Consider the following 22,246-nt stretch of genomic DNA (forward strand, 5'->3'; position numbering starts at 1 on the left):
CCTTCCCGCCCTGTGTATCGTCACCATCAGCGCGGACTTCTGGTCCCTGCTGATGACGCTGTTTAAGGACCCTATGATCCCAAACGAAATGCATCGAAAAACACTCAGCTCGTTGCGCAATAAAGCACAGTTGGCAGCCAACAGAATGACTGACCAGCACGTGCGTTTAGCGGTGACGGGGTTGAGCGGCGCGGGTAAAACCGCCTTTATTACCTCATTAGTGAATCAGTTGCTGGAAGCCAATCATGGTGCGGAATTAGCGTTTTTCTCTCCGGTGCGACACGGACGGATTATCGGTGTACAACGGGCCTCTCAACCCGATTTGCAGCTGGCCAGGTTTGAGTACGAAAAGGGTATGGATGCGCTGAACAACGCGCCTCTACCCGTCTGGCCCTCGCCCACACGAGGCGTCAGTCAGATACGACTTAATATTCGTTATCGACAGGCGAAAGGACTGCGTCGTCTGGTTTCAGACACGGCCACGCTGGTGCTCGATATTATTGACTACCCTGGCGAATGGTTACTGGACTTACCCTTACTGGACATGGATTTTACGCAATGGAGCCAGTATTGCGCAGTGCAGATGCAACAGCCACTGCGACAGGAGCTTGCGGCAGATTTTCTGACCCACGCTGAGCAAATAGACTGGGCGGCTGACGGCGATGAAATGGCACTCGAACGGTTGGCTTCTCAATACAGAGCGTATCTGCGCGCTTCAAAGCAAGCCGGCCTGGAATTGATTCAGCCGGGACGCTTCGTGTTACCCGGAGAACTGGAGGGGGCGCCCATTCTTCAGTTTGTCCCCGTACCTGAATCGGTGCTTAAAGCACACTCTGAACCCCCTAAAGGCAGTAACCTCGAGCTGGTCACCGAGCGCTTCAGGCAATACAAAGAAAAGGTGGTGAAACCTTTTTACCGCCAGTATTTCAAAAAGTTCGATCGCCAGATTATTCTGGTGGATTGTCTCAGTGCCCTTAACCGGGGCAAGCAAAGCTTTTATGAATTGCAGGAGGCGATAAACTGGCTACTGAAAAGTTACGATTACGGCAGTAATTCGCTCATCCGCCGACTGTTCTCTTCTCGTATCGATAAATTGGTGTTCGCTGCCAGCAAGGCGGATCATATTACCCCTGATCAACAGGATAATCTGATTCGGTTGCTTGAGTCTATGGTACACAGTGCGCGTCAGGATATTGCTTATCAGGGGTGTACGATTCAAACCACCGCCTTTGCCGCTATCAGGGCGTCACAGGTGGGCAAAGCCGACTATCAGGGCACACAGATCAGTGTTCTGAAGGGAAGGGATTTAGAGGGCAACGCACTGACCCTGTATCCCGGCGACGTTCCTTCAAGCTGTCCTCAGGAATCTTTCTGGCAGCACCAGCACTTTGAGTTTCCGGCCTTCTCGCCGCCGCAGCGTTCTGCCTTAACCGCCTTGCCTCATATTCGTATGGACCAACTCCTTGAATTTTTGTTAGGAGATAAACTGCAATGAGTCAGCATACAACGTCATCTGAATTGCGCCCTGCTGTGCGCATCGAGGCGTCTGAATCGCCATCCTCAGAGGCGGATAACCTGCGCCCTGCAATGCATGTTGAAGAAGAAGCCTTCAAATCAGAGCCTGAGCCCCCGGACGACGAAGGGCAAAGCAACAAAGCGCCACCCGGAAAACTATTTTGGTTTACCGCGGCGGTGTTGGTGATGTCTTTGGTCCAATTAGCTGTCAGCCTCTATGCTGCCTTTACTTCTGGCGCCTGGTTGGGGTTAGTCTGGCTGGTGATACTGACGGCGGCTGGTGCACTGGCTGGCATAGCGCTGGTGCGCGAGTGGCAGGCTTTTACACAGTTGGAGCAGCGCAATCACTGGCAGGAACAGGGGCGTTTGCTGGCCAATAGTCCAGCCATTGGTGAAGCCAGAAGCTATTGTCAGGAATTGGCGACCCACTTGCCGGAATCTGCACAACCCTTGGTGACACAGTGGCAGGCAACACTGCAGCCACACTACGCCGACAAAGAGGTCATGGCGCTTTTTGAGCAACAAGTCCTCAGTGTTATTGATCAGCGGGTTGTCACACAAATCAGTCGGGAATCCGGTGCCTCAGCAATGATGATTGCGCTGAGCCCTTTTGCGACGCTGGACATGCTGTTAGTGCTGTGGCGGAATCTAAAGATGATTAACCAGATAAGTCACAGTTACGGTGTAAAAACCGGATACTGGGCCAGAATACGGCTGATACGTAATATGTGCCACAACATCATTTACGCTGGTGCCAGCGAATTGGCCGCCGATGCTTCGGTATGGGCGCTGGGCGGCAGTCTCAGCGCGCGACTTTCCAGCCGCGTTGCTCAGGGGTTGGGAGCCGGCGTATTAACCGCCAGAATGGGCGTTCAGGCTGCACGCCTGTGCCGACCAATGGCGTTTATTCACAGTCCTTCACCCAACATCAGTCGCATCGCATCCAGCGTGCTTGAGCGGCTCCGAGCGGTAGATTCACAAAGCGATAAGAAAACCCATTCCAATCCATAGAGACGCCCCCTGCATGGATTGAAGATGTGATGTCCTCAGCATGCAGGCGATGGATCTCTGATTCCGGTCACTTTGTAAAAATAATGTTACGCCTTTACGCACGACTGAAAAGACGAGCCTGCTTTTTCTTTGCCACTATTTAAGTAGACTCACGTCCAACTAAAGTCGTGTAAAACGAAGTGATAGGAACTTATGAGTAAGAACACCCAGTACGTATCACGTCAGTCGGACGAGAATGGGGTTATTCACTGGAGTGATGAGGAAAACGCTGTATGGCGTGATCTGGTCGCCCGTCAGCTGGAGATTATAGAAGGGCGTGCGTGCGATCAGTTTATGCATGGCCTGGAGCTGCTTGATTTACCTGCGGATCGCATACCTCAACTGGCCGAGGTTAATGAGGTGCTAGAGCGTGAGACCGGTTGGCAAGTGGCAGAGGTTCCTGCGCTGATAAATTTTGACGAGTTTTTTCGTTTGCTGGCGAACAAGCGTTTTCCTGTCGCAACCTTTATCAGGACTCGCGAAGAATTTGATTATCTTCAGGAACCCGACATTTTTCACGAAATTTTCGGGCACTGCCCCCTGCTGACAAATCCGGCATTCGCGCATTTTACCCATACCTATGGCAAGCTGGGTTATGCTGCAAGTAAGCAGGATCGTGTTTATCTGGCCCGCCTGTACTGGTTTACCGTTGAGTTTGGGTTATTACGACAAAACGGTGATCTGAGAATATATGGTGGGGGTATCTTATCTTCACCGGGGGAAACCATCTATGCCCTTGAAAGTGATAAGCCTGAACGGCATAAAATGGATCCGGTTGAAGCGCTCAGAACGCCTTATCGTATCGATATCATGCAGCCGGTGTATTATGTGTTGGAAAATCTGGACGCACTGTTTGAGATCTCCGATATGGATATTATGGCATTGGTCGAACAGGCCAGGTCGTTAGGTTTGCACGAGCCCAAGTTTCCGCCTAAAGAAAAAATGGCCAGTTAATTAAACAGAGGAAGAAAATGACAGAATTATCTCAACAGAAGTGTGAAGCCTGTCGCGCAGATGCTCCTAAAGTATCTGATGATGAGCTGAAAACCCTGATGGCTGAAATCCCAGACTGGACACCTAAAGCCGTGGATGGTGTGATGCAGTTGGAGCGTGAGTTTAAATTCAAGAACTTTAAGCTGGCAATGGCGTTTGCTAACAAGGTGGGTGAACTGGCAGAGGCGGAATTTCATCACCCCTCTATTTTGCTTGAATGGGGTAAAGTCACAGTGACCTGGTGGACTCATGCCATCAATGGCTTGCACAAGAATGACTTCATCTGTGCAGCTAAAACAGATGAGCTGCTAGAGAGCTGAGCACAGTATGTTAGCAAAGAAAAAAGGAGCACACCGTGCTCTTTTTTTATGTCCATGGAAGGACGGTATGTCAGAGCTGTATGGAACAGAGCTCTGACGATGTCCATGGAAGGACGGTATGCCGGAGTTGTCGGGAGCCGCATTTCAGTGACATTTTAGACAATTAACTCGGGTGAAGAGGGGGGGCGGGATAACATAAACGCCAGGCCTCTCTCGTTGCCTGATTACTCTCGATGCCAGATTGTTTTCTTCCTGGCAACCGTCACGGGTATTAAACCTGCATAAGTCCGCAATGGCCGATTTCTCCTGGCGTGGCGTCAGAGTCTTGTTGTTTCGAACTGAGATCAGATGCGCCTTCAGGCAGAGATTTTCCTGTTTTCCACATCGCAGATGGCATAAAATGTTTACAACTAAATGGCCGAGGTATATGTATGCGTTTGGAAATCAGTTGTCAGGACAGATTAGGGATCACTCAGGATGTGCTGGATATCCTGGTCGAATATGAAATTGATCTGCGCGGAATCGAAATAGACAAAGCCGGAAAAATTTTCCTGCACTTTCCAAACATAGACTTTGGCGACTTTCAGCATCTTATGCCCAAAATTCGCAGAATCGAAGGCATTGAAGATGTCAAAACAACCCCTTTCATGCCCATCGAGCGAGAGCAAAATCAGCTCAGAGCCCTGCTTAAAACACTACCGGACCCGGTCTTTTCCATTGACCCCAAAGGCCAGGTGTTGCTGGTTAATGAAGCGGTGTTATCGAGTCTTGAAAGTGATTATGAAGATGTGGTGGGGCAGGATATTACTGAACTGGTCAAGGGCTTCAATTTTGTCAGGTGGATGGATGGTAAAGATGTTTACGCCCAGACCCACAAAGTGAAGTTTATTGAACAGGATTTCCTGGCAGACATTTTGCCCATCAATGTGACCGATGGTGAGGGCGGTGAGATCCTCGCGGGTGCCGTATTGTTGCTCAAGTCGGAATATCGTTTAGGGCAACAACTGACCGTGTTTCATCAGGCCAGCGATGATTGCTTCGCGCAGGTACAGGCGCAAAGTGTGCAAATGAAAAGGGTGGTGCGTGAAGCCAAAAAAATGGCCGAGCTGGATGCACCCATCCTGATTTATGGAGAAACCGGGGCAGGTAAAGAATTGATTGCCAGAGCCTGTCATCAGGCTAGTCGCCGTGGCACCAGTCCCTTTTTAGTGTTGAATTGCGCTGCAATTCCCGATGAAGTGGCCGAGCAGGAGCTGTTTGGTTGTGCGCCAGGCAGCTATGGCAATGAGAAGAGCCAGGTCGGGCTGCTGGAACAGGCGCAAAGTGGCACATTGTTTCTGGATGAAGTGGGTGACATGTCGCTGCAAATGCAGGCAAAGCTTTTGCGGGTTCTGCAGGACGGCTCTTTCAGGCGGGTCGGAGATGCGACCGAAGTCAAAGTGGACGTGCGTATTATCAGTACCACGCAAAAAGACCTCAGTTTGATGGTGCAGGAAGGGAAGTTTCGTGAAGATCTTTACTATCGGCTCAATGTCTTAAGTCTTGCCATTCCGCCGTTGCGTGAACGTAAATCAGATATCATTGCATTGGCAGAATTTTTCCTGAAACAACAAAGCAGTAAGCTGGGACGCAGACCGCCCACTCTGAATAAATCCTGTGTCGATTACCTGCAGTCTTACCCCTGGCCCGGTAATGTAAGGCAACTCGAAAATGCCTTGTATCGTGCCTTAAGCCTATTAGAGAAAGATGAACTCGGACGAGACGATGTGCAACTGCCCAGCAGTATGGGGGCACCGAGCTATTTCAGTGAACAGATTGAAGGTACGTTGGATCAGGAGGTGAAACGCTTTGAAAAAGATCTTCTGCGTCGTCTGTATCCTTCTTACCCCAGTACCCGGCAACTGGCCAAGAAGCTGGGGCTGAGTCATACCGCCATTGCCAACAAACTGCGTGAATATGGCATAAATAAGAAGACTGTAAAGGTTTAAATACATCAAGCTTGACAGGCTGTTGCACGGATAGGAAGGTTCGATATTCCCCTTTGGCTAAGTGAAGTGGGAGAATAGCTAACAAGGTGTTTTGCAACGAATTTGTAATACTAAAACGGAACGAAGGGTAGGGACGACATCTTGCCTGGTCTTTTTTATGATTAAGGGCAGGTCTCGTCGTCATCGCTGTTATCGATACAGAATTAACTCATAGGCGGGTGGGAGTGATATGACTCCGCTGCAGTCGAAAGTGCACCTTAACCGACGAGGTTGCATTGATGCTGATAGCCACCAAAGTGGTGAACAGCGTGAGTCGATTCTGGATACATCCATAGTTGGAATAAAGAAGTCTGAATAGCCAATGAAATTAGCAACATTAAAAAACGGAACCCGGGACGGCCAACTTGTGGTTGTCAGCAAAGATCTGAAAACTGCTGTTGCCGTCACCCATATTGCACCGACCATGCAGTCTGCACTGGACAACTGGGATACGGTTTCAATGCACCTGCAGGCGACCTATCACTCACTGAGTATCGGGCAATTGGATGATGTCATTGCCTTTGATCCAAATGAATGTGAATCGCCGCTGCCTCGTGCTTATCAATGGGCTGATGGCAGCGCATACGTTAACCATGTTGAGCTGGTCAGAAAGGCCAGAGGCGCGGAAATGCCAGAGAGTTTCTGGACCGATCCGCTGATGTATCAGGGCGGCTCAGATGATTTTCTCGGACCAATGGAAGATATTCTGATGCCCAGTGATGAATGGGGCATTGATTTTGAAGGTGAAGTGGCCGTGGTTACTGGCGATGTTCCAATGGGCGTGTCGCCTCAGGAAGCGGGCAATCACGTGCGCTTGCTGATGCTGGTGAATGACGTCTCTCTGCGGGGTCTGATTCCCGGCGAGCTGGCCAAAGGTTTCGGCTTCTTCCAGTCAAAACCGTCGTCTTCGTTTTCTCCGGTGGCGGTGACCCCCGATGAGCTGGGGGATTACTGGCAAGATTTCAAAGTGCATCTGCCTCTGTTATCTACATACAATGAAAAGCCCTTTGGTAAGCCTCAGGCTGGCGAGGACATGACCTTTAATTTTGGTGAGTTGATCGCCCATGCCGCGAAGTCCCGTAACCTGGGGACTGGCTGTATTATTGGCTCGGGAACAGTATCCAACAAGCAAGGCACGGACCATGGCACCTCGATTGATGAAGGTGGCGTGGGTTACTCCTGTATTGCTGAGGTGAGAATGATTGAAACCATTCGTGATGGTAGGCCCAGCACCAGCTTTATGAAGTTCGGGGATCGTATTCGTATTGAGATGCTGGATGAAAGTGGCGACAGTATTTTTGGCGCTATTGATCAACAAGTAAAAGAGTATCGCTCGTGAGCTTGAAGCTTTACGGATACTGGCGTTCCTCGGCCAGCTACAGAGTTCGCATCGCCATGAATCTCAAAGATCTGGATTATGAGATTGTGCCGGTGCATTTAGTCAAAGACGGCGGTCAGCAGCATCAGTCGCCCTATAGCCGACTGAATCCTGCTGAACTGGTGCCTACACTGGTGGATGAAGACGAAGACATTATTCTCAATCAGTCGCTGGCCATTATCGAATACCTGGACGAGCGTTATGATTCAGGTATAGCGCTGTTGCCTGAGCATAAGCTACAACGTGCCAGAGTGCGCGCCCTGGCCTACGATATCGCTGCTGATATTCAACCGCTGGTGAATCTGCGAGTCCTGCAGTACCTCGAACAGCATCATGGGGTAGCGGACGAGCAGAAACCCGAGTGGTGTCGTGAATGGATCGGTCGGGGCTTTCGGGCCATAGAAGAGCGCTTGCAAACCACAGCCGGTAAGTATTGCTTTGGTTTTGACCTCTCTTTGGCTGATATTTGTCTGGTGCCCCAGGTCTTCAACGCACAGCGCTTTGGGGTCAACATGGGCGATTATCCGTTGATTTCGCGTATTGCCACTAACTGTAACCAGCTAGAGGCATTCCAGCGGGCGCTGCCTGAGAATCAGCCCGACGCCAGTTAACGCGATTAGCTGTTAGTGGTCAGGCGCCAGAGTCCGGCAGGAACGGCGCACTGATCACTTTCAGCTGCTTTTTATGGGCAATTCGGTGGTGTTCTTGACCTGCTTGAGAGCAAAGGTTGAGCTGAGATGGTCGACGCTGGGCAAATGAGTCAATTTACTTTTGAGCAGATGCTCATACTCTTCAATGCTTTCAACAACGACTTTCAGAAGATAGTCTTTCTCGCCGCTGGTGGTGTGGCATTCAACCACTTCGGGAATGTCCTGTACTGACGCCTCGAAGCTATTCAATGACTCCTCGTCATGATTTTTCAGGGTGACATAAATAAAAACGCTGACACCGAGGTTCAGCTTTTTGTTATCCAGCAGGGTAACCTTGCGCCGAATAATGCCGTCGCTTTCGAGCTTTTTGACTCTGCGCCAACAGGGCGTATGCGACAAGCCCACCCGTTGACTTAATTCCGCCATAGACACCGTGGCATCTTTTTGTAAAACCCGCAGTATTTCCCTGTCAAATTTATCTAGTTTCATAAAACGCTTACAGATAATAAAGTTGCCCAAGGATGCGGAAAAAAAGTTTGTTTTTCAAGGGAATTTAATAGGATGTCTATCCTAGGAATGTTCAGATTCGATTACAGGAGTTGCGTCAAGTGTTAACAGGATTCGAACATAGCAAGACATATCCTCTGAACCATGCGCTAACATGTGCGCCACATTATCGCTATCACAACCTTTCAGGTGAATATCTATGTCTGTTTTTGATCACGCGGCTTATGACAAACACGAGCATGTTGCTTTCTATCATGATGTCAAAAGTGGTCTCAAAGCCATTATTGCAGTGCACAATACTAACCTGGGTCCGTCTTTGGGTGGGTGTCGCATGTGGCCCTATGCCAATAGTTCAGAAGCATTAACAGATGTACTGAGATTGTCCAAAGGCATGTCGTATAAGTCGGCCATGGCGAATTTGAAGCTCGGTGGTGGCAAGTCCGTCATTATTGGTGACCCACGCAAAGAAAAAACAGCAGACATGATGCTGGCGATGGGGGATTTTGTGCAGAGTCTGGGAGGCAAGTATATCAGTGCTGAGGACTCTGGCATTTCAGTCAGTGATCTGAAAACCATGTCTCAGCGCAGTGATTATATTGCCGGAACTCAGGCTGCCTACCGCTACGACGGTGGTCCGGCCGATGGAAATCCTGCGCCCTCCACCGCTTATGGTGTGTTTATGGGGCTCAAAGCTTCGGTGGCTTATGGTCTGAAGACTGATCTTAACGGTGTGTCAGTGGCGATCCAGGGGCTGGGGCATGTCGGGTATCGGTTGGCCGAGCACCTGCATAATGCAGGGGCTAAGCTCTATGTCACTGATATCTACCCTGACAACCTGGAGCAGGCGAAGCAGCAGTTTAATGCAACAGTAGTATCTCCGGATGAGATTTTTGCCTTAGATGTGGATGTGTTTGCACCCTGTGCCCTTGGCTCGGCCATTAATGACCAAACCATTGATCAGATAAAGGCCCGGGTTATCGCTGGTGCGGCCAATAATCAGCTGGCAGAAGAGCGCCACGGTCAGGCACTGAAGGATAAAGGCATTTTGTATGCCCCCGATTACGTGATTAATGCCGGTGGTGTCATCGATATCTACCATCAACGCCAGGGCAGTTCAGCACAGGCGCTGCGGGAGCACCTTGAAGGGATTGGTGAGACACTCAACGAAATTTATCGTAAAGCGGAGCAACAAGGGCTTCCCACCAATATCGAAGCCAACAAAATTGCTGAACAACGCTTTTTAATGAAAGGCTGAGCCGAAACCGGCTTGAATCCTGTCCGGGCATCAGCCATAATGCGCGCCGCCTGAGAGGGAATCCTCTCGGGCCTTTCAATGGTGGTCCTGTTGGTCCTCCCGCAATGATACTTTATGAACCCGGTCAGGCCTGGAAGGGAGCAGCCGCAGTAAAGAACTCATGTGCCGGGATGTGGCTGGCAGGACCGCCACCCACATTTTTATCTGTTGTGATCGCTGCGCTTTTTATCCAGAAACTCTTTGGCTTTATTCAACGCAGTAGCGACGTTCATTTCCATCTGATGCCGCTCATTAGGGGAAACGTAAAAGGCCATATCCACCTCATATCGAATGTATCTCGGCGGAACCTGGTTTAATGTCAGGCAACAGAGATCGGCCAGATAATCCTGATCTTCGCTTTTGTCCAAGCCCATTTGCTCAATTTTTTCCAAAACCAGATGTTCATAATAATTATGGATATCGTCGTCCAGCTTCATGTGTTGACCCTTATGTAAAGTTTGCCCCGTTTAAGGACTCGGTAGCAGTAACAAATTCGCTACAACTCTAAGATAGACAGAATACCCCGCTACTGGCAACTGTTACCATAACCAGTGTTAGAATCACCCGAATATGCTTCAGGGGAAATATAATATGAAAAAAAATCAGCAACCTGTCTATTACGGTGAATACCTGCAGCTTGATAAGCTGCTTGGTGCTCAGGCTTTGCAAAGCAGTAAGTATGGTCCGCCTGCGCACGAAGAAACGCTGTTTATTATTGTGCATCAGACCTATGAACTGTGGTTTAAGCAGATACTCCATGAACTGTCTTCTGTGATGGATGTGTTTTGTGAGCAACAGGTAAAGGACCAACAGCTGACGACAGTAGTGCACCGGCTCAAGCGGGTTATCAGTATTCAGGAATTGCTTAACGATCAGATCAGTATTATGGAGACCATGAGTCCCCAGCAATTTTTATCCTTTCGTGACTATCTGGTTCCTGCATCGGGATTCCAGAGCATTCAGTTTAAGATGCTGGAAATCAGCCTCGGGCTAAAGCGTGGCACCCGCATTGACTTTGACAAACAGTCATTTTACAACCGCCTGAATCAGGATGACCGGGATTTTCTCGAGCAGTTAGAGCAAAAACCGAGCTTGTTTGAATTGACACAGACATGGCTGGAGCGTTTACCCCTGCTGGAATTTGGCGAATTTAAGTTCTGGCAACTTTACCGTGACGCGACGGAGCACATGCTGGCAAGCGACCAGCAAATCATCATGGATAACCCGACATTGTCGGAAACAGAGCGCAGGCAGGAACTCAGAGAGCTCGAAAGTACCCGCGAGACCTTCTCGGCACTGTGGGACAAGGATAAATATGCTAAATGGCAGACGGATGGGCAATTCAGACTGTCACATAAGGCGTTACTGGCGGCCCTGTTTATTAACCAATATAGCGAAGAACCTTTATTCAACTTGCCCTATCAATTTATCACCTGCCTGACAGAGATAGATGAAAAGCTGACCATCTGGCGCTATCGGCATGCCATGATGGTACAGCGTATGTTGGGCGGAAAAATTGGCACGGGGGGCTCTTCTGGTCATGAATATCTGAAACGGACGACGGAAACTAACCGTATTTTTCAGGACTTTTTTAACATGGCCACCTTCTTGTTGCCAAAATCAGCATTGCCTGAATTACCGGCTCAGGTCAAAAAGCAGCTTGGGTTCGCTTTGCACCAGGAATAACGAAGGTTTTATCATTTAGCGGTGCAGAGCCGAGGCAACCCGCGTGAGGGCGGGTGTTTACCGATGGGGCAATGTAAACAATCTGAGCAGTTTCAACGGCCTTGCCGCTAAACGCCTGCTATTGTCGACACCAGCGGGTTTTACCTAGTAACAATAACTTTACAATCGCCGCGGGCAGGACAACCATTTGTTAGAAATGTTCCCCACAGACTTTCTGATCTGTATTGACCCTGCCTCAGGCCTGTGTATATTATCAGCGTAGAGGTTCACTACCTCTTTAAATAAGAAGCCGCAAAAGCGGTAAACAATAATCACTAAAAAAATGTGTCACTAGCATTTTAGTGGTCCAGGGAGACAAAACATGTATACAAAATCCAGATTGGCTGGAGCAGTGCGTACGGCACTGACTCTGGGTGCTGCTACTGCAGCCTTCACACCTGTAGCGATGGCTCAGCAAGAAGGTGCGGAATCAGTAGAGAAAATCTCAATCACGGGCTCACGTATCCAACGTGTAAACATGGTTAGCGCCAGCCCCATTACAGAAATTACTGCTGCAGATATCGCCATCACTGGTATGACCCGTGTGGAAGATATCCTCAACGACATGCCAGCCCTGTTTGCTGCACAGACCGGTAACCTGGCAAACGGTGCAACCGGTACGGCAACACTTGACCTGCGTAACCTGGGTACAACCCGTACGCTGGTTCTGGTAAATGGTCGTCGTCTGCCATCTGGTTCTCCAGGTGCAGGTGGTATCGCACCTGACGTTAACCAGATCCCTGCGTCACTGATTGAGCGCATCGAAGTGCTGACCGGTGGTGCCTCTGCAACTTACGGTTCTGACGCTATCGCTGGTGTTGTTAACTTCATCCTTAAAGATGACTTCGAAGGCTTTAACTTCGATTATCAGCACAGCTTCTATCAGCACAACAACGATAACGATACCATTCAGGATATCGTACGTGGTGATGGCTATGATCTGCCTACCAGCCATGTTCGTGACGGTCATTCTAATGACTTCTCGTTCATGGTGGGTGCAAATACCGCAGATGGTCGTGGTAACGTTACCATGTACGGTACGTTCCGTGATATCGAAGCCCTCAAACTGTCTGAACGTGACTACAGCTCTTGTGCTTTGTTTGGCACAGTAGATAACTTCGTTTGTGGTGGTTCAGGTACTATTCCTGAAGGCCGTATTACGGATTTCGCAACCTTTGACTATCAGGTTGAAGGTGATCAGTTTGTACCCAGAACCTCTTTGTACAACTATGGTCCTCTGAACTACTATCAACGTCCTGATGAGCGTAAGACACTGGGTGCGTTGGGTAAATATGAAATCAACGAGCACGCTGAAGTCTATGCAGAAATCAGCTACATGGATAACCGCAGTGTGGCGCAGATTGCTCCTTCTGGTGCATTCTTCGTAACTGATAGAATCTTCTGTGGAAACCCTTTCCTGTCTGACCAGCAGTTTGGTTTGCTGTGTGATGACCGCGGTCTGACCAAAGATGATTTCAGTGAAGGCACTTACATTGGTCGTCGTAACGTAGAAGGTGGTCCTCGTCAGGATGACCTGCGTCACACCTCAATGAAAGCGGTACTGGGTGTGCGCGGTATTATCGACGATAACTGGTCTTATGACCTGTTCGCTAACCACGGAACAGTTGCCTACGTACAGACCTACCGTAACGAACTGTCTATCACCAACATCGGCCGTGCTCTGGACGTTGTTGAAGATGATAACGGTAACCCGGTTTGTCGTTCAGTGGTTGATGGCAGCGATCCTAACTGTGTGCCTTGGAATATCTTTGAAACTGGCGGTGTAACGCAAGCGGCATTGGATTACCTGATTAAACCTCTGTATGCCCGTGGCGATACCGCTACGACTCAGGTCAGTGGTTATGTTACTGGTGACTTGACTGAAGCCGGTGTGATGGTGCCAGGTACCTCTACCGGTGTTGGTGTGGTACTGGGTGGTGAATACCGCCGTGAAGCCCTGTTGCTTGAGCCTGATTTTGGTTTCACTTCAGGTGACGGTGCCGGTCAGGGCGGTCCTACCGCTGGTGTAGAAGGTTCTTACAGTGTGACTGAAGTCTTCGGTGAGCTGGATATTCCATTACTGGAAGCCAAAGAATTCGCTGAGGAACTGACCTTAGAGCTGGCCTTCCGTCACTCTGACTACTCTACCGATCAGACCACCAATACCTACAAGTATGCTATCGACTGGGGTATTAACGAAGACATCCGTTTCCGTGCCAGCTATCAGCGTGCGGTACGTGCCGGTAACGTTCGTGACTTGTTCCGTCCACAAAGCATCGGTCTGTTTAACATGCTGATTGACCCTTGTGGAGTTGGCGGTAACCTGACACTGGAACAGTGTCTGAATACAGGCCTGACAGCAGACCAGTATCAGACTCTGGCTCTGGAAAGCCCTGCTGGTCAGTATAATGAGATCACCGGTGGTAACCCGGATCTGAGCCCGGAAGTGTCTGACACTTACTCCTTCGGTGTGGCCTTGTCGCCCAGCGCCTTGCCTGGCTTTAACATGAACATCGACTACTTCAACATTGAAGTGGAAGAGGCCATCAGCAGCATTCCATCAGAGACTATTCTTAATCTTTGCGGAACGACCGGAGATGCTAAGTTCTGTGACCTGATTAACCGTGGTCCTAACGGTAACCTGTGGGTCGGACAAGCTAACGTTACATCGACTGATATCAATATCGGCTTCCTGGCTACCTCTGGTGTAGACATCGAAGCGACTTATGATTTTGATATTGGCGACATGGGTGGCATGTCAATCGGTTTGGTAGGTACCTGGTTAGAAGAGTTGACCAACCAGCCTCTGCCTGGCGCACCTATTGATGAATGTGCCGGCTACTGGGATCGTAACGTGTGTGGTTCACCATCACCTGAATGGCGTCACAACCTGCGCGCTAGCTGGACAACACCTTGGGATGCTACTGTAACCGCAACCTGGCGTTATATGGGTGAAGCAGAAGAGTTCGGCTCTCCTGCGAACCCAACTAAGTTCAAGGCTCAGAACTATCTGGATCTGGCAGCTACCTGGCAGGCCCATGAGAATGTTTCTCTGAGACTGGGTGTTAACAACGTTCTGGATAAAGAACCACCTCTGATGCCTAATGCACCAGCAGGTTCCGGTAACGGTAACACCTTCCCTGGCGCCTATGACGCTCTGGGACGCTATGTGTTTGCAGGTGTAAGCCTGACTTACTAAGCACTAAAGTGTGATCAAGATTAAGCGGCCTCATTGAGGCCGCTTTTTTTTGCCTTGAGAAAATTGCAGTTGCGCTCGTGGTTGGTAAGATGCAGTGCGTAAAGTTGCCAAGGTGGTATCAGTGTCGGTAGAAACAGCAATAACTCAGGTCGTTAATTTATGTCGTCAGGGCAAGCCAGAGGCGGCTTGTGAATTATGTTTGCAACATATGGGGCAGGCGAACGGCGAATCGCGACAGACGCTTTTGGAGCTATTGACTCAAATCTATATGGCAATGGGCCGTGATGCTGATGCGCAGGAACCGTTACAGTCCTTGTTGCGGCTTTACCCTTATCGTCTGGATTACGTTCAGCAGCTGAGTGAGCTTTTCATTAAAGGGCATCAGTCAGAAGACGCGGTGCGCGTTTTTCAGCTCTTTCTTAAAAACAATCCCGATAATCCCAATGCCTGGTTTAATGCCGCGATTATATATAAAAAAACGGGGCATGTTGAGGAGGCTGAAAAGGCCTATCAACGTGCACTGACACTCAACATAGAGCAACCGGAAGAGGTGCATACTAACCTTGCCGTAATGTATTCTGAGCAGCGTCGTGAGCAGCAGGCAAAAAAAAGCCTCGAGCAAGCACTGCAAATCAACCCTGCCTTTATACCGGCGCTTTTTAATCTGGCCACACTGAATGAAGAGCTTGGCGACAAGTGCGCCGCCACATTGCTTTATAACAAGATACTCAGCCTGCAGCCGAATAATATTGAGGTAATGGCCCGTCTTATTCAGTGTGACAAGGTCACTTCAGAGCAACATTCTTTATTGAAAAAACTGGAAAATGCGTTGCAGAGCGTCTCAGGTCTGAGTCAGCTCGAATCAGAAGCTGGCTATTTTGCCCTCGGAAAAGGCCATGATGATCTGAAAGATTACACACAGGCGTTTACCTTTTTCAGGCAGGCAAACGAGCTGTGCAAGAAACGTTTACCTGCCTACAACAGAAGACAAACAGAGGCTGATGTTGCGGAAATTTGTCATACCCTGGATGCCCAGTGGCTTGGACAAAACCGAACATCCAGTACACATGCACCTGTGTTTATTTGTGGTATGTTTCGCTCCGGCTCCACCTTGACTGAGCAAATACTCAGCGCCCACCCCCAGGTAACCACCGGCGGCGAGCTGAATGTGTTAAAACAGACTGTTGAAGAGTTATCTGCAAATAAAAAGGGGTATCTGGATGCAAGTATAGATACTCAGGCCTTAAGCCAGCGTTATCTGAGCAAAATATCGACACTCTTTCCTGATGCCGCTGTTGTCACAGACAAGCGACCCGATAATTTTTGGTATCTGGGCTTTATTGCCGCGGCCTTCCCCAATGCCAGAATTATTTGCACCGACCGTCACCCGCTGGATATTTGTTTATCCATCTACTTTCAGCATTTGGGGAATGAATTGCCCTACAGCGCGGATCTATCTGATATTGCGCACTATTATACGCAATACAAAGCGTTACTGCGGCACTGGCAGACCCTGTTACCGGAAAATATCCTGTGTATTGACTACCAGCAACTGGTGACCGAGCCGGAGTCCACCATCAGGCGTATGCTCGATTTTTGTCAGCTCCCCTGGGCGTCACAATGTCTTGAATTTAATCGTTCCAGTTCTGTCGTGAAAACCGCCAGTGTCTGGCAAGTACGACAACCCCTGTACCGTGATGCTCTTGAAAGATGGCGCCATTATGCTGAGCCTTTTCGCGATGTCGCAAACAGCCTTGAAAAAGAAATCACTCTGCGCCGAATAACATATACTTAAGGGCAGGCGGTGAATAAAGCAGTTGACATGCTTTATGCGGTTGTTGCCTATTCTTGCCATAATACTCTGGCACGCCACAAATCCGCCACGCACTTTTTATAAAACGCCCTTCGGCTTTTCATGACGGACATTAACGAATTGTAAATGAGCCGCTGGCTGACCTTGACAATTTTGTCTGTTCCGTGTGAACATTCGAGGTTCGAGCCTTTCGGTAGCTACGCGCCAAAAGGCTTCTTACCAAAAGCAGAACCGTTTTTAACGCCCCTCACAAAGGCTAGACCAGGCCTAGGGTGAGGATTCAAGATAAAAAAATTGGTTGGGAACTATGTCCAAAATGAGCAAGAGAAATCTGATTGCTTCTGCCGTTATCGGCGCGTTTGCGCTTGGTGGCAGCCAAGTTGTCTCTGCAGACCCACTTAACGATTTGCATAAAGAAGAAGCAAAAATCCACGTGGCTGCAGCGCAATCCCAAAAGAAAATTAACAGCATCTATGAACAAACTCAGGAACTTCTGGCTGAGTACCGCGCTGTTGTTGACGAAACTGAGAACCTGAAGGTTTACAACGACCACTTGGCTCGTCTTGTTGCAGACCAGGAAGCGGGTATTGCTTCTTTGCAGCGTCAGATCGACGGCATCGAAGGCGTTAAGCGTGGTGTGGTACCGCTGATGTATCGCATGATTGACTCGCTGGAACAGTTTATAGAGCTTGATGTTCCGATTAACTATCAGGAGCGTATGGACCGTGTTGCCCATTTACGTGAATTGATGGGTAAATCTAACGTTACTACCTCTGAGCAGTTCCGTCAGGTGCTGGAAGCCTATCAGATTGAGAATGAGTATGGTTCTCGTATTCGCGCTTATCAGGGCCAGTTGGAGCATAATGGTCAAACCATCGCAGCTGACTTCTTTAACCTTGGACGCACGGCCTTACTGGCACTGTCTTTGGATCAAAAGAATGCCTGGGTATGGAACAACGAGAGTCGTAGTTGGGAGCAACTGGGTGATGAATACCTGAGCTCAGTGGTTAAAGCGGTGCGTATGGCCCGTAAACTGGTGCCCACCGACATGATCAAACTGCCAATCAAAGCTGCGGAGTAATTCAGAATGAAAACCATATTCAAATCTGTCCTACTTACAGCTGCGATGGCTGTAAGCATTGCACCAGTTCAGGCTGCGACCTCTTTGGACCAGCTACTGGAAGAAGTAAAGAAAAACCGTGTATCTGAAGCGCGTATCAATGCACAGCGTGAAGCGGAGTTTAACTCTGCCCGTGCTGACAAGCAGGCCTTGTTGCGCAAAGCTCAGGCTGAGCTGAAAGCCGAACAGGATCGCGGTGACCGCCTGACTAAACAGTATGCTGACAACGAAGTGCGTCTGGCAGAAAAAGAGCAGGAACTTGACACAGCGACCGGTACACTGGGTGAAATGTTCGGTGTGGTTCGTCAGGCCTCTGGTGAAGCCTATGGTCGTATCTCTACCTCTATTGTGAGTGCTGAGTACCCTGGCCGTGCTGCATTTTTGGAAGAAATGTCTTCAGAATCTAAAGGTCTTCCTAACATCGAAGAACTGGAAGAACTGTGGTTTGCACTGCAGACTGAAATGACCGAATCCGGAAAAGTATCTCGTTTTGAAACAGATGTGGTCAGCCTGGATGGTGGTTCTAGCCGTCAGGAAGTGGTTCGCGTAGGCACGTTCAACCTCATCGGTGAAGGCGGATACTTACTTTATAACTCTGAAAATGCACAAGTTCAGCCGCTGGGTCGTCAGCCCGATAGCTACATGGTAAATGCTGCTTCAGACTTCAGAAGTTCCACTTCGGGTATCGCACCTTTCTATGTTGATCCCTCTCAGGGCGCGATCCTCGGATTGTTGACAGCTAAGGCGACTCTGTCTGAGCGTTATCACGCTGGTGGCCTGCCTGGTTATGTCATCACTGGCCTGTTCATTTTGGGTCTGTTGATTGCTCTTTACAAGATCATCACTCTGACAGTGATGAGCGGCAAGATTCGTTCACAGCTGAATAACACCGGTAATCCTTCTTCATCGAATCCTTTAGGTCGTATCCTTCAGGTATACAATGAAAACAAAGGTGCCGACGCTGAGAATCTGGAGCTGAAACTGGACGAGGCGATTTTGCGTGAGCTGCCTAAGATCGAGTCTGGCGTAAACATTATTAAGATCCTGGCTGCGATTGCGCCACTGTTGGGTCTGCTTGGTACCGTTATCGGTATGATTGCCACCTTCCAGCAAATTACGCTGTTCGGTACCGGTGATCCGAAGATCATGGCAGGCAGTATCTCAATGGCATTGGTGACGACTGCTCAAGGTATTATTGCTGCATTACCACTGATTCTGTTGCACAGCATCGTGGCTGGTCGCAGTAAGTCCATCATGCACATTCTTGACGAGCAAGCGGCAGGTATCGTAGCTGCCCACGCTGAGGCGGAGAAAGCTTAATATGTTATACCTGATAGAACTCTGGGAATCTGTCAGGGATTTTATCGCTACCGGCGGTGACGTGCTGTATATCGTTGCTGCCGCGCTCTTCCTCATGTGGTTATTGATGATTGAGCGCTATTGGTTTGTGTCCTCGGTCTTTCCCAAAATGATGAAGCAAATCATCAATGACTGGGAAAGTCGTAAGGACACAACATCCTGGTATGCGCATAGGATCCGTGAAGCATGGATTTCACAAGCATCAGACAAACTCAGTGAGAGGATGTTGTTGATCAAAACCTTAGTGGCCATGTGTCCTCTGATTGGATTGTTGGGGACCGTAACGGGCATGATTTCAGTGTTTGAAGTTATGGCTGTGCAGGGTACGGGGAATCCCCGTCTGATGGCCGGCGGTATCTCCATGGCGACCATTCCAACAATGGCCGGTATGGTAGCTGCTCTTTCTGGTGTCTTTTTTAGCTCCCGTCTGGAAGCCAAAGTGAAGATTTCAAAAGAGAGACTGGTCGACAGCTTGCCTCATCATTAAAGAGAGAATTATATGGCTCGTAAACAACGTACCGAAGAAGAAGAGGCGACCATTGATATGACACCGATGCTCGACATCGTGTTTATCATGCTAATCTTCTTCATCGTCACGACCTCTTTTGTGAAAGAGGCGGGTATAGAAGTAAATAAACCTCAGTCTGATCAGGCAACCAAACAAAAGGCTGCCAATATCTTTATCGCCATCAGTGAAGGTGGCGACGTGTGGATGGATAAGCGTCAGGTTGATGTTGAACGGGTCCGTGCAAATCTTGAAAGATTGTTGGCAGAGCAACCTACAGATGTAGTTATTGTTCAGGCCGATCTGGAATCGGAGCACGGAGTGGTTGTAGAAGTAATGGATCAGATCAAAGCCGCTGGCATTGATAGGATATCGATAGCAGCAAAGGATAATTAATATGCTTCGTCTAATAGTTTCTATACTAGTAGGTGCGGCCATTACCTTTGCCTTGTTTGTGTTGATGGCCAAACTTATCGAAAACTCATCCAGACCAGTCGAAGAGGCGCCACCGGCACCTGTTATCGATATTGTTATGAATGAGCCTGATTCGTCAACGCAAACCCGTTCAAGGGTACCGCCGCCACCACCGCCACCACCACAGCAGCCACCGAAAATGGAGCCTCAGGAACCAGATTCGGCTGAGCCAGACGCTGACATGTCGTTTAACATGCCCGGCGTGGATGTAGGCGGGGCTTCTGTTGACATCGGTGACCCAGGGTCATTGATGCGTGACGGAGAAGCGACACCTATTGTCAGGATCGAACCTAAATACCCCATTGAAGCTGCCAGAGATGGCAAGGAAGGTTGGGTAAGGTTGTCTTTCACTATCAACGAAGTCGGTGGTGTCGAAGACATTCAGGTTATTGACGCTGAGCCCAAGCGGATTTTTGACAGAGAAGCCCGACGTGCGCTGAGTCGCTGGAAGTACAAGCCACAGATTGTGGATGGTAAACCAGTGAAGCAGTTTAACATGAAGGTTCAGCTGGACTTTAAATTGGAGCAATCGTAATGAGAACAGCGAAAAATCCAATCACTAAGGTACTTGCAGCAACCGTATTGGCTCTCGGCGCCTATTCTTCCGGGGCTCTGGCTCAAGGTACACCCGCGGTAGTTTGTCCTGATTACAAACAGCCGTCTTCTAAAGTACCCAGTCAGCGTGTAGGCCGTAAGATTCAGGATGCATTCGAGGCATACAGTAACGATCTGGTCAATGAAGCTATCTCGATACTGATGGACATCGATACATCAGATGAGTTTGATCGCGCTTATACCGATCGTTTTATCGGTAACTTGTTAGCAGCTAAAGAAGGTGAGGCAAAGCGTGCTTTGACTTATCTTGAGGGCGCTGCCAGGAAGAAGCTGCTTAACGATACTGAGCATGCAAGCACGTTGAAACTGGTTGCTGACCTGAATTTGCAGGAGCAAAACTATGCGACTGCGGTTGAATGGTACAAGAAGTGGCAGGACTTCACCTGTAAGGAAAATCCGGATGTTTATGTGCGTATGGCACAGGCTTATTATGAGCTGAAGCAACTGGATAAGATTATTGAGCCAGCGAACAGGGCAATTGCCTTGTATGAAAAGCCCAATAAAAATCCTTACGTACTGAAGATGACGTCATTCTACGAGCGTAAGATGTATCCACAGACCATTGAAGTGGCGGAAGAGCTGGTGAGGCTTTTTCCTGATACACCTCAGTGGTGGACACAACTGGGCTTCTTCTACATGTTGGTAGAAGATTATAAGAAAGCTTTGTCCACGTTTGAGATGGCGCTTAATCAGGGATACCTGAAGAAGAAGTCCGAAATCAACGCTTTGGCACAGCTTTATGCGACCAATGAGATCCCGTATAAGTCGGCCAAGCTTCAGGAAAAATACCTGAATGAAGGCTTGTTTGAGCGGGATGCTAAGCGATTGGCAGGTATTGCGAATGTCTGGCATCAGGCTAAAGAACTTAAGAAAGCGGCAAATTACTATGGTCAGGCAGCGGCGTTAAGCAACGACCCCGATCATTTCCGCAGACAAGGTAGCCTGTTGTTAGCCGCCGAAGACTACAGCGATGCCATTAAGGCATTACAAAAAGCCGTTGAACTCACGCCAGAGAGTGAGTCAGGCAGATTGTATATGGCCATAATGGAAGCGTATTTTTATCAGGGTAAGTTTAAGCAGGCACATGACTATGTGCAGCTCGCCAAGAAAGATAAGAATACCGCACGCAGTGCGAGAAGCTGGGAACCTTATATTAAGGAAAAAGCGAAGAATCGCGGTATCAGTATATAAAAAAAGCCCTTCGGGGCTTTTTTTTTGCCTGTTGCACAGGGCATCTGGTAATTCACCCTAGTACTCACTGGTTTAAAGACGTGGCTCAACCTACTAAATTTAGCGTTTAATGAAATAAATTTTATACCGCTGTGGTCTATGCTATTGATAGTGCCTACAGGCCTATAAATAACGGTACAACAACAGGATGATTGATATGAAACAGATTAAAAAAACAGGTATAGCCACCGCACTGGGTGCAGTAGTGATTGGCTCTTTGAGTCATGTAGCAGTGGCATCAGAAGCCGGTAATTTTGGTATGCAGACGTTAGAGTCTGGATATATGCAGTTTGCCGAAGGCAAATGCGGTGAAGGTAAATGTGGCGGCGACAAAGCTAAGAAAGAAGGCAAGTGCGGCGAAGGTAAATGTGGCGGCGACAAAGCCCACAAAGAAGGCAAGTGCGGCGAAGGTAAATGTGGCGGCGACAAAGCCCACAAAGAAGGCAAGTGCGGCGAAGGTAAATGTGGCGGT

The 22,246-nt window shown here is 49.0% G+C and carries 21 protein-coding genes and 1 other RNA gene; 20 read left to right on the forward strand and 2 right to left on the reverse strand.

Translation table 11 applies throughout. The features are described from left to right. Positions 1 to 73 precede the first annotated feature (73 nt). From CCY32_RS14095 to maiA, 8 genes are all read left to right on the forward strand, one after another. Positions 74 to 1,495 (forward strand): YcjX family protein, encoded by a 1,422-nt coding sequence (locus CCY32_RS14095; protein ID WP_246840627.1) that lies wholly within the window; start codon positions 74 to 76, stop codon positions 1,493 to 1,495. After that, complete coding sequence (locus CCY32_RS14100; RefSeq protein ID WP_088331770.1) at positions 1,492 to 2,526, forward strand: TIGR01620 family protein; 1,035 nt, start codon at positions 1,492 to 1,494, stop codon at positions 2,524 to 2,526. Before CCY32_RS14095 ends, CCY32_RS14100 begins: the two co-directional genes overlap by 4 nt. A 192-nt stretch (positions 2,527 to 2,718) precedes the next feature. Next, positions 2,719 to 3,519: a phenylalanine 4-monooxygenase gene (gene phhA / locus CCY32_RS14105; protein WP_088331772.1), complete on the forward strand. Its 801-nt coding sequence runs from the start codon at positions 2,719 to 2,721 to the stop codon at positions 3,517 to 3,519. 17 nt (positions 3,520 to 3,536) lie between these two features. Beyond that, complete coding sequence (locus tag CCY32_RS14110) at positions 3,537 to 3,878, forward strand: 4a-hydroxytetrahydrobiopterin dehydratase (protein WP_088331774.1); 342 nt, start codon at positions 3,537 to 3,539, stop codon at positions 3,876 to 3,878. A 431-nt stretch (positions 3,879 to 4,309) separates the two neighbouring features. Then, positions 4,310 to 5,866, forward strand: coding sequence for a transcriptional regulator TyrR (tyrR, locus tag CCY32_RS14115; protein WP_088331776.1), 1,557 nt, complete (start codon positions 4,310 to 4,312; stop codon positions 5,864 to 5,866). A gap of 229 nt (positions 5,867 to 6,095) precedes the next feature. Beyond that, positions 6,096 to 6,224 (forward strand): hypothetical protein, encoded by a 129-nt coding sequence (locus CCY32_RS17470; protein ID WP_281492516.1) that lies wholly within the window; start codon positions 6,096 to 6,098, stop codon positions 6,222 to 6,224. Between the two features lie 3 nt (positions 6,225 to 6,227). Next, a complete protein-coding gene (locus CCY32_RS14120; protein ID WP_088331778.1) occupies positions 6,228 to 7,244 on the forward strand; it encodes a fumarylacetoacetate hydrolase family protein in 1,017 nt (338 codons plus the stop codon). Beyond that, positions 7,241 to 7,894, forward strand: a complete 654-nt coding sequence (gene maiA, locus CCY32_RS14125; protein WP_088331780.1) for a maleylacetoacetate isomerase — start codon at positions 7,241 to 7,243, stop codon at positions 7,892 to 7,894. The genes CCY32_RS14120 and maiA overlap by 4 nt, the downstream gene beginning before the upstream one ends. Before the next feature lie 60 nt (positions 7,895 to 7,954). Here the strand turns inward: maiA and CCY32_RS14130 are convergent, their stop codons facing one another. Next, entirely contained in the window at positions 7,955 to 8,422 is a 468-nt protein-coding gene (locus CCY32_RS14130; RefSeq protein WP_088331824.1) for an Lrp/AsnC family transcriptional regulator, read from the reverse strand. A 217-nt stretch (positions 8,423 to 8,639) separates the two neighbouring features. On the opposite strand from CCY32_RS14130, the gene CCY32_RS14135 reads away from it, so the two are divergent. Together CCY32_RS14135 and ffs are read left to right on the forward strand one after the other, a co-directional pair. Beyond that, positions 8,640 to 9,695 carry a Glu/Leu/Phe/Val dehydrogenase dimerization domain-containing protein gene (locus tag CCY32_RS14135; RefSeq protein ID WP_088331782.1) on the forward strand — a complete coding sequence of 352 codons (1,056 nt, stop codon included), beginning with the start codon at positions 8,640 to 8,642 and terminating at the stop codon, positions 9,693 to 9,695. A gap of 88 nt (positions 9,696 to 9,783) precedes the next feature. Further along, positions 9,784 to 9,880, forward strand: an RNA gene (gene ffs, locus CCY32_RS14140) — signal recognition particle sRNA small type. 15 nt (positions 9,881 to 9,895) lie between these two features. Here the strand turns inward: ffs and CCY32_RS14145 are convergent. After that, positions 9,896 to 10,171 (reverse strand): late competence development ComFB family protein, encoded by a 276-nt coding sequence (locus tag CCY32_RS14145; protein ID WP_088331784.1) that lies wholly within the window; start codon positions 10,169 to 10,171, stop codon positions 9,896 to 9,898. Between the two features lie 154 nt (positions 10,172 to 10,325). Between CCY32_RS14145 and CCY32_RS14150 the strand changes: the two genes are divergently transcribed. From CCY32_RS14150 to CCY32_RS14195, 10 genes are all read left to right on the forward strand, one after another. Then, positions 10,326 to 11,420, forward strand: a complete 1,095-nt coding sequence (locus CCY32_RS14150) for a tryptophan 2,3-dioxygenase family protein (protein ID WP_088331786.1) — start codon at positions 10,326 to 10,328, stop codon at positions 11,418 to 11,420. Positions 11,421 to 11,781: 361 nt separating this feature from the next. Beyond that, positions 11,782 to 14,658 carry a TonB-dependent receptor gene (locus tag CCY32_RS14155; protein WP_088331788.1) on the forward strand — a complete coding sequence of 959 codons (2,877 nt, stop codon included), beginning with the start codon at positions 11,782 to 11,784 and terminating at the stop codon, positions 14,656 to 14,658. A gap of 121 nt (positions 14,659 to 14,779) precedes the next feature. Beyond that, positions 14,780 to 16,453 (forward strand): sulfotransferase, encoded by a 1,674-nt coding sequence (locus tag CCY32_RS14160; protein ID WP_141096237.1) that lies wholly within the window; start codon positions 14,780 to 14,782, stop codon positions 16,451 to 16,453. Between the two features lie 334 nt (positions 16,454 to 16,787). Next, positions 16,788 to 17,552 (forward strand): DUF3450 domain-containing protein, encoded by a 765-nt coding sequence (locus tag CCY32_RS14165; RefSeq protein ID WP_088331826.1) that lies wholly within the window; start codon positions 16,788 to 16,790, stop codon positions 17,550 to 17,552. Between the two features lie 6 nt (positions 17,553 to 17,558). Beyond that, positions 17,559 to 18,911 carry a MotA/TolQ/ExbB proton channel family protein gene (locus CCY32_RS14170; RefSeq protein WP_088331792.1) on the forward strand — a complete coding sequence of 451 codons (1,353 nt, stop codon included), beginning with the start codon at positions 17,559 to 17,561 and terminating at the stop codon, positions 18,909 to 18,911. A 1-nt stretch (position 18,912) separates the two neighbouring features. Continuing rightward, positions 18,913 to 19,437, forward strand: a complete 525-nt coding sequence (locus CCY32_RS14175) for a MotA/TolQ/ExbB proton channel family protein (protein WP_088331794.1) — start codon at positions 18,913 to 18,915, stop codon at positions 19,435 to 19,437. Between the two features lie 12 nt (positions 19,438 to 19,449). Beyond that, positions 19,450 to 19,851 (forward strand): biopolymer transporter ExbD, encoded by a 402-nt coding sequence (locus CCY32_RS14180; protein WP_088331796.1) that lies wholly within the window; start codon positions 19,450 to 19,452, stop codon positions 19,849 to 19,851. A gap of 1 nt (position 19,852) precedes the next feature. Then, entirely contained in the window at positions 19,853 to 20,464 is a 612-nt protein-coding gene (locus CCY32_RS14185) for an energy transducer TonB (protein WP_088331798.1), read from the forward strand. Continuing rightward, the gene (locus tag CCY32_RS14190; RefSeq protein ID WP_088331800.1) at positions 20,464 to 21,735 is read left to right on the forward strand and encodes a tetratricopeptide repeat protein; all 1,272 of its coding nucleotides are present in this window, start codon (positions 20,464 to 20,466) and stop codon (positions 21,733 to 21,735) included. The genes CCY32_RS14185 and CCY32_RS14190 overlap by 1 nt, the downstream gene beginning before the upstream one ends. Positions 21,736 to 21,931: 196 nt before the next feature. Continuing rightward, positions 21,932 to 22,246, forward strand: a 315-nt coding sequence (locus CCY32_RS14195; protein ID WP_088331802.1) for a hypothetical protein, incomplete at its 3' end; no start/stop codon positions are given.

Source organism: Lacimicrobium sp. SS2-24, from assembly GCF_002201535.1.
Classification (GTDB): Bacteria; Pseudomonadota; Gammaproteobacteria; order Enterobacterales; family Alteromonadaceae; genus Lacimicrobium.

Coding starts and splice junctions, on each gene's coding strand:
- CCY32_RS14095 (WP_246840627.1), top strand. CDS start 74: ATGATCCCAAACGAAATGCATCGAAAAACACTCAGCTCGTTGCGCAAT.
- CCY32_RS14100 (WP_088331770.1), top strand. CDS start 1,492: ATGAGTCAGCATACAACGTCATCTGAATTGCGCCCTGCTGTGCGCATC.
- phhA (WP_088331772.1), top strand. CDS start 2,719: ATGAGTAAGAACACCCAGTACGTATCACGTCAGTCGGACGAGAATGGG.
- CCY32_RS14110 (WP_088331774.1), top strand. CDS start 3,537: ATGACAGAATTATCTCAACAGAAGTGTGAAGCCTGTCGCGCAGATGCT.
- tyrR (WP_088331776.1), top strand. CDS start 4,310: ATGCGTTTGGAAATCAGTTGTCAGGACAGATTAGGGATCACTCAGGAT.
- CCY32_RS17470 (WP_281492516.1), top strand. CDS start 6,096: ATGACTCCGCTGCAGTCGAAAGTGCACCTTAACCGACGAGGTTGCATT.
- CCY32_RS14120 (WP_088331778.1), top strand. CDS start 6,228: ATGAAATTAGCAACATTAAAAAACGGAACCCGGGACGGCCAACTTGTG.
- CCY32_RS14130 (WP_088331824.1), bottom strand. CDS start 8,422: ATGAAACTAGATAAATTTGACAGGGAAATACTGCGGGTTTTACAAAAA.
- CCY32_RS14135 (WP_088331782.1), top strand. CDS start 8,640: ATGTCTGTTTTTGATCACGCGGCTTATGACAAACACGAGCATGTTGCT.
- CCY32_RS14145 (WP_088331784.1), bottom strand. CDS start 10,171: ATGAAGCTGGACGACGATATCCATAATTATTATGAACATCTGGTTTTG.
- CCY32_RS14150 (WP_088331786.1), top strand. CDS start 10,326: ATGAAAAAAAATCAGCAACCTGTCTATTACGGTGAATACCTGCAGCTT.
- CCY32_RS14155 (WP_088331788.1), top strand. CDS start 11,782: ATGTATACAAAATCCAGATTGGCTGGAGCAGTGCGTACGGCACTGACT.
- CCY32_RS14165 (WP_088331826.1), top strand. CDS start 16,788: ATGAGCAAGAGAAATCTGATTGCTTCTGCCGTTATCGGCGCGTTTGCG.
- CCY32_RS14170 (WP_088331792.1), top strand. CDS start 17,559: ATGAAAACCATATTCAAATCTGTCCTACTTACAGCTGCGATGGCTGTA.
- CCY32_RS14175 (WP_088331794.1), top strand. CDS start 18,913: ATGTTATACCTGATAGAACTCTGGGAATCTGTCAGGGATTTTATCGCT.
- CCY32_RS14180 (WP_088331796.1), top strand. CDS start 19,450: ATGGCTCGTAAACAACGTACCGAAGAAGAAGAGGCGACCATTGATATG.
- CCY32_RS14185 (WP_088331798.1), top strand. CDS start 19,853: ATGCTTCGTCTAATAGTTTCTATACTAGTAGGTGCGGCCATTACCTTT.
- CCY32_RS14190 (WP_088331800.1), top strand. CDS start 20,464: ATGAGAACAGCGAAAAATCCAATCACTAAGGTACTTGCAGCAACCGTA.